Below are 11,310 nucleotides of genomic sequence, written 5' to 3' on the forward strand. Positions count from 1 at the left end.
CGATGCCGTTGCGCGGATCGCCCATCGGGAACTGCTCGATTCCATGCCTTCCCGCGTTTTCCGCCAGCGCCGCAAGCTGCGCGCGCGCCTGCACGTCGGTGACGGCGGCAACCCCGGCGGACTGCCCTTCGGTCGGCACGTTGTGATCGGACAGCGCCAGCGCCCGCTCCGGCCGGCGCACCGCCCGCCCTTCCCGGCGTAATCCGGCAAAGGCCTGGGGCGAAGTGACCTCGTGCAGCAGGTGCAGATCGACGTAGAGCAGCGTATCGCCGTCGTCCGCCGCAACCGCGTGCGCGTCCCATATCTTGTCATAGAGCGTGCGCGCACTGGTCATCGGATGTCACCAATCCGCCGCATAGCCCTGATTCCAATACGCAAACGCAAGCTCCCCGAAACGCCCGCATGGAACGGCTGAAATACTTCGATTACTAACTTTATAGGAATGCCGGCAAACCGGGACAAGTCCGTTTCGGATGACGACGCCACGCGGCGGCACGACTTTTCATATCCGGAAGGCTTCGAAGCATTCCTCCGCAAACAGGTCCTCCGGCTGCAACCGGCGCGGCGAAAGGCCCTGTTCGTGGTGATAGCGCAGGAACGTATCGATCACGGCACGGTTGGCCTTGAAGCCATAGGGCCACCAGTCGCGCCCCAGCAGGGCCACCGCTTCCTCGACCGCCGCGATCTGCCAGGGCAGCATCGTCTTGAGCGAGGCGGTGACCAGCAGTTCCTCATAGACTTTCGCCTGTGCCGCCTCGAACGCCGTTTGCAACGAACGCGCGATCCAGCGGTTCTTTTCGTACACGTCCCGCCGGATCGCGATGACATGCATGATCGGGAAAATGCCGGTGCGGCGGTAGTAGTCCTGCTCCAACGGCACGAAATCGGGGAACAGGCGGCGGACCTTGTCCGGCTCGCTGTAGAACGTGCTGGGCGTGCGCGCGGTGTGCAGCGCGTCGATCTCGCCATCGGCCAGCATCCGCGACAGCGTCTGGCCGGGACCGATCGGCCGCAGATGGAAGCGCTCCGGCAAATCGAGCTTCAGCTTCTCGTCGCGCCCCGGCTGCTCCTCGCCCCCGGTGTGATAGGTGACGCTGGCGGGATCAACGCCGTACTCGTCGGCCAGGATGCCGCGAATCCACACCGGCGCGGTCATCTGGTATTCCGGCACGCCGATGCGCTTGCCCACCAAGTCCTCCGGGCGCTCGATCCCGCCTTTCGCCGAGACGAAGATGCAACTGTGGCGGAACAGGCGCGAAGGGAACACCGGGATCGCCACGAACGCCGGATCGGGGCGGCCGAGCGACACGCAATAGGATGACAGCGACATTTCCGCCGCATCGAATTCGCGGTGCCGCAGCATGCGGAAGAACGTCTCTTCCACATCCAGCGTCTGCATGTTCAGATCGATACCATCGGGGCGGATCGTGCCGTCGGCCAGCGCCTGGGTACGATCGTAGTTCCAGCAGGCGAGCGAGATCGATAGACGGCTCATAGCGTTCTTTCAGATACATTCGGAAAGAGTTCGGACGGCGTGGCATCCCTGCCCTCGCGCGCGGACAGGAGAATGGCGTGGCATATCGCCAGGCTTTCCAGCCCCCAGCGGCCATCGAACGGCACCGGCCAGCCATCCAGCACGGCGTGTGCGAACGCTTCGGCCACGCCGGCGCGCGGGATGGATGGCAAGGGAACCGCCACGCGGCGCACGCCGTCGTCGGCGTGGATGTCGAGGCCTGATGGCGTCAGGGCAAGGTCGGCCTGTTCGCAGGTTATCAACACCGAGCCGAACCGCTCGTGATGTTTCGACGCGCCTGACGATACCGCGCCCGCCGCGAACGTGCGGGCAGCCTTGGCCTGCCGCTCGTCGATCGCCGCCAGCCGCGCGCGCGCCTGCCCGTGCGCCGCCGGGCTTTTCGCGCCGCCCATTTCGCCCACCCAGCCGGCCAGCGCATCGCTGTCATACCGCGCATAGCCCGAATAGGTCAGGTTCGCGACCGCGCCATTGGCGAAGAACAGCAGCGCGGTGAACGCCCCCTCCGTCGCGCGCGCGTCCCAGCCGCCCGTCCACGCCCGCACGGACGTGACCGGGCTGCCCGCGATCCGCCGCACCATGTCGATCTGGTGCGTCGCCTGGCTGAGAATCACGCCGCCGCCCCGCGCGGTATCCAGCTCGGCCGGGCGCCGGGGACGATAGAGGAAATCCGTGTAGTTGAAGGCATGGATCAGCCTGACGCCCCCCACCGCGCCGGACGCTACCAGCGCCGCTGCCGCCTCCACGGGGGGATCATAGCCATGGCTCGGCCCGACCATCAGCACGGTGCCGGCGGTTTCGGCCGCGCGGATCATCGATGCCGCCTCGGCCAGCGTCACCGCCATGGGCTTTTCCACCAGCACGTGCTTTCCCGCACCAGCCATCGCGAGGGTATGCGCGGCGTGGAACTCGTGCGGCGACGCGATATAGGCGGCATCGAAATCGGCATTCGCCAGCAGCGCCTCGACCGTCTCGCAGGCGGGCACGCCGTGGCGAGCGGCAAACCCCGCCCGCGCCGCCGGGTCGGGATCGCAGCCGGCCACCAGTTCGATCCGCGCCTGCGCGGCCAGTGCGGGCACGGTCAACACCGCGCCGCGCCCCAACCCTATCACCGCCACCCGCAAGCCCATGCCGCTCTCCCGGCGCGGATCATATCCGGCACGCTCTTGAATTGCAAATTACTTAGTATTAAAAGTATATCTCCTTTCGCGCCGCCGCGCGCCTCAATGCCTGCCGGGAATTGCCATGACTCCACAACAGAACGACCTGCTCTGCCGCGTCGAGGGCGACGCGCCGATGGGCAAGGTCATGCGCCGCCACTGGATGCCGGTCTGCATGAGCGAGGAAGTGGCCGAGCCGGACGGCACCCCGCGCCGCGCCCGCCTGCTGGGCGAGGACATGGTGGTGTTCCGCGATACCGAAGGGCGCGTTGGCGTGCTCGACGAGCGCTGCCCGCACCGGCGCGCCTCGCTGGTCTATGGCCGCAACGAGGAATGCGGGCTGCGCTGCCTTTACCACGGCTGGAAGTTCGACGTGGACGGCAAGGTCACCGACATGGCTTCCGAGCCGGCCGATGCGCGCCTGCGCACGGCGGTACGCACACGCGCCTATCTCGCGCGCGAGGCCGGCGGGTTCGTCTGGGCCTGGATGGGCGATCCGGAGAACCCCGCGCCGTTCGACCCGCCGGTGTGGACCAAGGCACCCGACGACCGGATCGCCATCGTGAAGATCCATGCCGAATGCAACTGGGCGCAAGTGCTGGAAGGATCCATCGATTCCGCGCACAGCAGCAGCCTGCATTCCTCCAACATGCCGACCGCAACCGACGTCAGCGGATCGACCGCCACCGCCAGCCAGTGGCTGCGCCCTTCGGCCGACAAGTCCCCACGCCTGCAGGTGGAGCGCGCGCCGTTCGGCTTCCGCTATGCCGCGATCCGCACGCCGATCCACGACCCCGACCAGCAGGACTACGTCCGCACCACGCTGTTCGTCGCGCCGTTCACCGTGATGATCCCGCCGACCGACCGCTACAAGCTGGCGCAGATGCTGGTGCCGATCGATGACGTGAACTGCATGTTCTACTGGATCGCCTGGCACGAGACGAAAGGCATCTCGTCCGAAGACTGGCGCCGGTTCTGCGACGCGGTGCCCGGGGTGGACGTCGATCCGATCACCTTCCGCAAGTTCCGGAACGCGCAGAACGGCTACCTGCAGGATCGCGCGGCGATGAAGGCCGGGGATTTCACCGGCATCAAGGGCATCCCCACGCAGGACATGGCGATGTGGGAATCAATGGGGCCGATCGCGGACCGCAGCCACGACAGGCTGGGATCGAGCGACCGGGCCATCTTCGAATTCCGCAAGGTCATGCTCGGCCTGGCCATGAACGCCGATGCCGAACCGCCCGCGCGTGGCTATCGCAACAGCGATCTCTTCACCTTTGAAGGCATGGTCCGGCATGGCAACGACTGGCGGCTTGCGCAGCCACCCGAACCCGTCATGCCCTGACCGAGGTCAAGGCGCGCCGGCATCAGATCAGCAACGGCCACAAATCTGGGCCGCTGGCCAGCCTCGGCGGAAATGTGAGCCCTCTGTTTCGCCTTCGCATTTCAACAATTTTAGGGTGGGTCGATGGGGGGCACCCTAAAACAGCTGTCTAAAAACTATTTTATTTCCGCATGTTAAATAATTTGTTCGAGCCCGTCACCGCCCACCATATTCCCGCCCCGACACCTCAACTGACGCAATCGCTTGATGTCACGATGATTTCTTCGGCGCGCCGCTTGCTGCTGGCAGAATAGGTCGCCCGTATCGTGGCGCCGCCTTGCAACAGCGGAACGAACGCGCGGCGTCCGCAGATGGCCCGGCTTGCGGACATGCGGGTGCCATCGGAAAATTCGGCCATGCCCTTTGGCAGCGCGGCCGTCAGACGCAGCTCGCTTCCGGATACGGCAAATTCCGAAATGACGGTGCCGTCATCCAATTCGGTGGGGCGTTCCATGTAGAGAGCGGTCTTGGTGATTAACGCGTTGATGTCCTGCGAACGGGCGCCGCCCGTTGCGGGTGCGGGTGCGGGCCGGGGCTGACGGGCCGGGTAGGCGGCCGCCGCCATGGAAGGTTCTGCGGATGCTTGGGCAGGTGCCGAATCGACGGCATGGAACACGGGCGCAGCGGTTCCCGCCTTGGCGAACTGGAAAGCGAATGGATATTGTTCGCCGTTCCACATCACCACGATGGAAATCCGCACGGGCCGCTCATCCAGCGGAATCTTCTCGAGCACGATCTTTCCGGCATAGCTCTGCTGGGGATAGAGCGTGGTGGTCTGCACAATCGAATCGCCCAGGACATCACGCGTCCGGTCCAGATTGTATTGTACGGCCGCGATGCCATGCGCGGCGCCGGCGGTGAGCGCAGTTGCCTGAAGCTGCCCGAATGCGCTGGGGCCACTGTAGGAACTGACATAGGACCCGCGTGGCGTGCGGATGTAGCCGTGATAAGTATCGGTCTGACTCGCTGCCACGCCGGCGGCGATTCCACCCAGCATGGCGATGCCGATCTGCGTCCACCGCGCGCGGGACTTCGCTTTTCTGACAAGCTGGTCGACGGAGAATACGCTGACCGGCTTGTCGCCGGCCTGCACGGTCAGGTTCTCGATCCCGAAATTCGCCGAACGCGGGCTAGCGTTGAACACCGCGACACTGAAGGCCGGGCTGCCGTGATCCAGTGGCAGCGGCCGGATCTGGACGCTGCCTTGCTGCCGTTGCAGATCGAGCGTCGGCACGCCCTGGTCGAAACGCAGCGTTTCCGCGCCGATCTGGATCGGCTGCAACACAGGTTCCGCCGAGGCGGCGGCCGGCAGAAGAACAGCGAACGCGGCACACGCCGCCACGATGGTAGAGCGCACGGTAAATCCCCCAAGTGTCGGGGAAATCATGGGGAATAGCGATTGAGGAGCCGCGAAGAATTGCGGTTAATTTCCGGAGATGGCGCCACGATGGCGGTAATCCGCACGGCGCGAAAGCCAACGCCTTCGCGGCTTCGCCCCTACCAGGCCACCGACACGCCGAACCGCACGGTCAGCGGTTCCACGGGCACCGACTGATCGCGCCTGTACAGCAGCAGGGGGTTGCCCAGCGCGAAGCGGCTGGCGCGGGTATTGAAGAGGTTGGTCGCCGCCACAGAGAAATCGACCGGCCCCCGGCGCAGCCCGGCATGGAGGTCAGCCACGGCATAATTGCCCTGCGAGACATCGAACAAGGCCCCCGGCCCGAGCACCGATCGCCCGACGTAGCGCATGTCCAATCCAGCCCGATAGGTGGTGATGCCACGTCCCCAGCCGTAACGCAGGCTGGCGGCGGCTGAAAACGGTGGCGTATCCGGCAACCGCCGGTCGCGGCCGACGGACTGGGCGGGCAGCGCGCCAGTCGTGCGGTTCGAGGTGAAGAACACCGAGCTTTCCGCTTCCAGCCCCGGCACGATCACCCAGTTTCCGGTCGCTTCCAGCGCGAAGATCTTCGCGTCGCCAACGTTGGTGGTATAGGGCAACCCCTTCGCGCTCACCAGTTCGGCCAGGACGTTCTGCCACCGGGCATAGGATGCCGCAGCGGAGAACGAGAGCCCGGTCGGCCCTGATCGCGAACGGCGAAGCCCCATCTCCCCCATCACGATCGAATCCGCCTGGAACTCCGACACCCTGCCGACCCCGCGCGCCACGGAAACGCCGCCGTTGCGGTAGCTGGTCTGAAACCGGGCAAAAAGCGAAAGATCGTGCAGGACCGGCCAGAGCAGCGCCACCGTGGGGTCGATACGCGAGGCACCTTTGCCCTTGATCGGTGAGGAAACGCCGCCGCGCGATGGTTCGCTGTCGGTGCGCGCGGTGGTGGCACGCGCGCCCAGCGTCGCCTTGATCGCGCCCAGCAAGGGAAAGGTGACCTGTCCGAACAGCGATCCGCTGCGGGTAACATTGGTCAGCTCGTCCAGTTCGGGCGGCGCCTCGGGCATGCCCAGCGAGCGCGACTGGCCATCGCGCACCCGTTCATAGGCAAGCCCCAGCACCCACGTAACCGGCCGATCAAGCGGCCCTGACAAGCGCGTTTCCGAAGAAAACGTGCGGGTCGACCGCTGTGTCTGATACGCGCGCCGGGGGGAGCCCGGGGTGGTGGCGTCAAACGTATCGAGCGCCGACCGCGCCCCGAGGCTGGCGGTGGATGTCAGCCGCATCCCGTTCGGCGCGCTGTATTCCACATAGAGGCGGCCAAGCCCCAATTCGCTGGAATAGGGTTGCGCGATTGCCGCACGATGCGAAAGCGCGCCGGATGCATCGGCATAAGGGGCATCCCGCGCATCGGTGCGCTGGTACAGCCCGCTGGCCTCGACGCGGAAGCCATCGCCCAGCCGGGCCGCCAGCGCGCCGCGCCCTCCCGCCACATCGACCACGTTGCGGTTGTGCCCCAGCCCCGGCACATCGATGTAGCCACCATCCCGTTCGCGATAGGCCACCAGCCGCACGCCCGCTTCCGAACGGAGCAGGGGCAGGTTGAGCATGGCCGAGCCATCCCAGCCCGTGGTGGCATCCGGGGAAACACTGACACCTCCCGTAACCGATCCCGCATAGCGATCGAGATCGACCGCGTTCGGCATTATGCGGATGACGCCGCCAATCGAGCCGGAGCCATAGAGCGTGCCTTGAGGTCCCTCCAGCACTTCCACCGATGCGATATCATGCAGCTTGAGGTTGGGCGTGGGGCTACCAAAGCCCAACAGCGCGTCGCCGAAGTAGATGCTCGTCGTGGGCTGCGTCCAACTGTTGAAGCTGCTGTCGGCAATGCCACGGATGAAGATCTTGTTGCGCCCTTCCCCGAAAGCCGTGGTCTGCAGGATAGGTTGCGCACGCGCCATGCTGTCCAGCGAGGACGGGTCGCCCAGTCGGGAGCTTTCTTCGCCGGGCATCCGCCCCACGCTTCCCGGATAGAGCATGATCGGTGTGGGAAACTTGCCTCCCACCACCACGATCGGTGGCTGCAATACCGTGGCCGGGGGAGGGAAACTGGCAGGCGCCGCGCGCGGACGCACGCGCGCAAGCGGCGTCCGTTCGATCCGGAAACCACGCGCACCGATCCTGACCGCGCGATAGCCGGTTCCCTTGAGCAGTTGCGCCAACGCGCGCGCGGGATCGGACCCTACCCTGAGCGCCGGCACGCGCACCGCCGCCACCGCGGGATCGACCGAAACAATCTCGCTGCCGGTGCTTTCGGCCAGGTGACGCAGGGCGACGGAAAGCGATCCGGCCGGCAAGGAAATGGCGGCACGATCGGCGGCGAAAACCGGCGTGAGCGGCAAGCAGCAGCCCAGCGCCAGCAGGGCGCTAGCTACGAACCTTGGACGGCGAAAGCACCCAGATTTCGCCTTCACGACGGCAATCAACTCCGACCAGACGCGCGAGATGTTCAACGTCGCGCGCTGTCTCACCCGAAAGCCGGACATTGCCAGTAAACGGGAGGGCCGACAACCCGCCCTCCAGCCGGATTTCCGCTCCATTCCGGCGATGGAAGGCGGCGACCACATCGGCCAGCGTCGCTTGGTCGAAATCCAGTTCGCCGTTGCGCCAGCCACCGACCGACGCCGCCTTCCACCGCGTGGCAAGACCGCTTGCTTCGTCGATCGTCAAACCCTCGCCAGCGTGGAGGGCGAGGCGGGCGCCATCCGGATCGACCATGACGCTGCCTTCGCTGACCGAAACCATCAGCCGCCCGGCATCGCGCCGGACGTTGAACACGGTTCCGACATCGACAATGCGGTAGCGGCCCGCCTCCACCGTGAAAGGAGCATCGGCGCGATGGCGGACCGCGAACAGCGCTTCGCCGCCATCCAGCCGGACAGAGCGTTCACCATCCCCCCGGGCCAGCCGCGTATCGCCATTGAGCACGATCGCGGTGCCTTCGGCGAGGCGCACGGTCTGCATCTTGCCGGCGGCCGTGGCGAAGGTCGTCGGCTGGCGATCACGCGGCGCGACCGTCCACAGCGCCACGCCGGCCAGCGAGGCCGCCAGCGCCACTCCAGCGCCCGCGCGCCACCATCCGCGTCTCACCAGCATCGGCGGCGCCGGCACCTTTTCGCCAGACCGTTGGCGCAGAACCGGCGCTTCGACCAGCAACCGATCCGCCGCCGCCACGCGGTCGAACGCGGCCTGATGCTCCGGTGCGGCTTCCAGCCAGGCGACCAGATCCGCCCAGTGCGCGGCGTCCATCGCGGGCATCTGCACATGCCACGCAATCGCCGCCTCCATTGCCCCGCCCTGGGCCTCGTGCGTTTCAGCGCTCATGGCAATCAACCTCATGCTGGCCGCGCTCCCCTTGCGCGGCAGGTTCCATCACGGGATCGGCAAGACCGGCCACCAACTGGCGGTAAGCCCTTCCCAGCAGTTTCTCGACACCCGACAGGCTCATCCCCAACTCTTGCGCGATCGCCTTTTGCGGCCTTTGTTCCAGGCGGAACATCACCAGCGCGTCGCGCATCCGCTCGGGCATCGCATCCAGCAGGCTTCCGACCCGTTGCAACTCGCCGCGCGCGATCAGACCGCGTTCGGCGTCCGGATACTCCCCGCTTTCGGGCTGCACCGCCTGCCACGCCTTTTCGCGCGCACCGCGGCGGCCCGCGGCGATGCGGCGGTCGGTGGCCAGGTTGCAGGCCATGCGGAACAAGTAGGCGGCCGGATCGGAAATCGGGCCGGGACGCGCATCCTGAAGCCGCAGCCAAAGCTCCTGCGCGGTCTCCTCCGCCTCGTCCCGGTTACCGAGACGGGCAGACAGCAATCGCAGGATCATCGGACGCTGTTCCATGAATACGCGCTCCAGCCCGGCTTCACTCACAGAGGCACCACCCGCTCTATCCGGGCCAGCCGTTCGGGCAGCGCCGCGGCGGCCAGCACGCTGGCTTCGCGAATGCGCGCGTCCGCGATCGTATCGCCGTCGAGATGGCCGGCACCGGGATGACACATGACCACATGCATATCCGAAGGCGCGGCAAAAAAGCGCGGCAAAAGCGCGGCATAGTCGGTGGTGAAGTCGTAGTGCCCGCCAAAACTGCGGTTGCTCGCCACGCCGCGCCGGGACAGCAGCCGGCGGAAACCGGCCGCGTGGAGGCTCGATCCGATCGCCTTGTCGATGAACGGCCGGCGGCTCATCGCCCCCAGCCGGTCACCGGGGTTGCGCACCCAGGCGTGCGGCGCATGTTCCAGCACGGCATCGACCACCACTTCGCGCAGGCCCGGATAGACATGGACATGCTGGTGCGCGTCGACGAAATCCGGCGCCGCGCCCCGCACGGCCACGAAGGCCGCGATCTGCGCGTCGATTTCCGCACGGAATTCCGTCAGGTCCAGCTTGCGCCGGTGCGCCATCACCATCAGCGCATCCGCGCCCGGCAGGCGGCCATCGGTATCGGTGCAGGACATCCGCGTGATCGGGCGCTCGCTGGAAAGCGTAAGGTGCAGCCCCACGTGCAGCGGCCCATGGCGCGGATCGCGCACGCGCGCGGCCTCCACCAGCAGGGGTGCATCCTTCTCCCAGTTCGCGAAGGGCACCATGCAACTGACGGCGTTGATGCTGCCCGATGCCGCCAGCGAGGCGATCGTTTCGCTGATCCCGCGCGAGAGCGCGAAATCGTCGGCGCACAGGATGAAGCGCTCAGGCATGGGACAGCTGGCTTTCATGGCGTCTCAACCTCTCACTGCTGAGGGCACGCGCGCGCAGCTTTGCGGCAAGGTATGCGTGGAAGAACGCCTTGCGATTCGCCGCGCGCGAGCAATGGTACAGGATGCGTTCGTGGAAGCGCCATCCCGGTGCCGGGCCGGAGCCGGACCGCTCGAGCGGCGCGCATTCGAAGTGCCGGTGATAGGCGATGCGGCCCTGCTGCTCGATCCGTGCCATGATCTCGTGATCTTCCAGCACCCAGTTCCAGATCTGCGGGTCGAAGCCGCCCACCGCCCGCAGTGCCGACGTGCGGAACACCTGCCCCGCGCCGCCGTTCAGGCACTGCTGCGGCAGCAGCTTCGACGTCAGCTCCAGCTTCCATCCCGCGACCCGCCGTTGCCAGCGCGAAGCGCCGGGCGGTTGCGTGGCCGCGACAGCAGCGACCGCGCCCCGGTCCAGCAGACTGGCGGCGCGCGCAAGATAGTCGGGCGGATAGAGCGTATCGGCATCGCACGTGGCGACGAATTCGGTGCCCGCCACCGCGAGGCCGGTCCGCAGCGCGGCAACCTTGCCGGGCTCCTGTTCGACCAGCAATTCTGCCGATACCCCCGCCGCCGCGCACGCCGCCAGCGCCACCGCCCCGCTGCCATCGGTCGAGGCGTTGTCCACCAGCACCAGGTGAAACGGAACGTCCTGCCGTGCCAGGCTGGCGATGCAGGATGGCAGATGTGCGCGTTCGTTGAAGAACGGCACGATCACGGTCCAGCGCTCGGCGTGCCAGGCGTGGATGCCGCCCGGCCCTTGCGAAATGCCGCCCATCGCAGCGGGATCGCCCGATGCGTTCATGCCTGCCGTGATGCCCGTCGCGTCTCTCATGCACAGAACTCCCCGTCCGTGCATGAGACGACAGCGGGAGGCCATTCCCGCCTCCCGCGCTTTCAAAATTCGGTCAGATGGGCGCCAACAACGAAGGGGCCGGGGTCAAAGCCCCAGCAGCCTCCGGGCGACGGCGCGCACCTCGTCCGCCATGTCGGGCCGTTCCAGCGACAGCGCCAGCGTGGCCTCGACGAAGCCGGTCTTGCTGCCGCA

At 66.7% G+C, this 11,310-nt stretch carries 10 protein-coding genes and 1 pseudogene; 1 reads left to right on the plus strand and 10 read right to left on the minus strand.

The features are described 5' to 3' along the window. The 3 genes from B3547_RS14280 to B3547_RS14290 all read right to left on the minus strand — a co-directional run. The coding region (locus tag B3547_RS14280; RefSeq protein WP_292964188.1) for an aconitase family protein at window positions 1-334 on the minus strand (334 nt) is incomplete at its 3' end. A 168-nt stretch (window positions 335-502) separates the two neighbouring features. Then, the gene (locus tag B3547_RS14285; RefSeq protein ID WP_292964190.1) at window positions 503-1,495 is read right to left on the minus strand and encodes an ABC transporter substrate-binding protein; all 993 of its coding nucleotides are present in this window, start codon (window positions 1,493-1,495) and stop codon (window positions 503-505) included. Continuing rightward, window positions 1,492-2,661: a Gfo/Idh/MocA family oxidoreductase gene (locus B3547_RS14290; RefSeq protein WP_292964192.1), complete on the minus strand. Its 1,170-nt coding sequence runs from the start codon at window positions 2,659-2,661 to the stop codon at window positions 1,492-1,494. Before B3547_RS14290 ends, B3547_RS14285 begins: the two co-directional genes overlap by 4 nt. Before the next feature lie 115 nt (window positions 2,662-2,776). Here B3547_RS14290 and B3547_RS14295 point away from each other — a divergent pair, with 115 nt between their 5' ends. After that, on the plus strand, window positions 2,777-4,039 hold the full coding sequence (locus B3547_RS14295) for a Rieske 2Fe-2S domain-containing protein (RefSeq protein ID WP_292964194.1): 1,263 nt from the start codon (window positions 2,777-2,779) through the stop codon (window positions 4,037-4,039). 226 nt (window positions 4,040-4,265) lie between these two features. Here the strand turns inward: B3547_RS14295 and B3547_RS14300 are convergent, their stop codons facing one another. The 7 genes and pseudogenes from B3547_RS14300 to B3547_RS14330 form a co-directional block, all read right to left on the minus strand. Further along, window positions 4,266-5,435 (minus strand): hypothetical protein, encoded by a 1,170-nt coding sequence (locus B3547_RS14300; RefSeq protein WP_125954735.1) that lies wholly within the window; start codon window positions 5,433-5,435, stop codon window positions 4,266-4,268. Window positions 5,436-5,575: 140 nt separating this feature from the next. Beyond that, window positions 5,576-7,870, minus strand: coding sequence for a TonB-dependent receptor domain-containing protein (locus tag B3547_RS14305; RefSeq protein WP_292964197.1), 2,295 nt, complete (start codon window positions 7,868-7,870; stop codon window positions 5,576-5,578). A 25-nt stretch (window positions 7,871-7,895) separates the two neighbouring features. Further along, window positions 7,896-8,852 carry a FecR family protein gene (locus tag B3547_RS14310; protein ID WP_292964199.1) on the minus strand — a complete coding sequence of 319 codons (957 nt, stop codon included), beginning with the start codon at window positions 8,850-8,852 and terminating at the stop codon, window positions 7,896-7,898. After that, the gene (locus tag B3547_RS14315) at window positions 8,842-9,399 is read right to left on the minus strand and encodes an RNA polymerase sigma factor (protein ID WP_255352095.1); all 558 of its coding nucleotides are present in this window, start codon (window positions 9,397-9,399) and stop codon (window positions 8,842-8,844) included. The genes B3547_RS14310 and B3547_RS14315 overlap by 11 nt, the downstream gene beginning before the upstream one ends. After that, window positions 9,396-10,223, minus strand: a complete 828-nt coding sequence (locus tag B3547_RS14320; RefSeq protein WP_292964202.1) for a ChbG/HpnK family deacetylase — start codon at window positions 10,221-10,223, stop codon at window positions 9,396-9,398. Before B3547_RS14320 ends, B3547_RS14315 begins: the two co-directional genes overlap by 4 nt. Next, on the minus strand, window positions 10,216-11,097 hold the full coding sequence (locus B3547_RS14325) for a glycosyltransferase (protein ID WP_292964204.1): 882 nt from the start codon (window positions 11,095-11,097) through the stop codon (window positions 10,216-10,218). The genes B3547_RS14320 and B3547_RS14325 overlap by 8 nt, the downstream gene beginning before the upstream one ends. A 105-nt stretch (window positions 11,098-11,202) precedes the next feature. Continuing rightward, window positions 11,203-11,310 (minus strand): annotated as a pseudogene (locus B3547_RS14330) (UTP--glucose-1-phosphate uridylyltransferase); the annotation flags it as partial.

Source organism: Novosphingobium sp. UBA1939 (assembly GCF_002336885.1).
GTDB lineage: Bacteria > Pseudomonadota > Alphaproteobacteria > Sphingomonadales > Sphingomonadaceae > Novosphingobium.

Bases quoted from the DNA above. Each gene is read 5' to 3' on its own strand.
- B3547_RS14290 (WP_292964192.1), bottom strand. From the start codon at position 2,661: ATGGGCTTGCGGGTGGCGGTGATAGGGTTGGGGCGCGGCGCGGTGTTG.
- B3547_RS14285 (WP_292964190.1), bottom strand. From the start codon at position 1,495: ATGAGCCGTCTATCGATCTCGCTCGCCTGCTGGAACTACGATCGTACC.
- B3547_RS14320 (WP_292964202.1), bottom strand. From the start codon at position 10,223: ATGCCTGAGCGCTTCATCCTGTGCGCCGACGATTTCGCGCTCTCGCGC.
- B3547_RS14310 (WP_292964199.1), bottom strand. From the start codon at position 8,852: ATGAGCGCTGAAACGCACGAGGCCCAGGGCGGGGCAATGGAGGCGGCG.
- B3547_RS14325 (WP_292964204.1), bottom strand. From the start codon at position 11,097: ATGAGAGACGCGACGGGCATCACGGCAGGCATGAACGCATCGGGCGAT.
- B3547_RS14295 (WP_292964194.1), top strand. From the start codon at position 2,777: ATGACTCCACAACAGAACGACCTGCTCTGCCGCGTCGAGGGCGACGCG.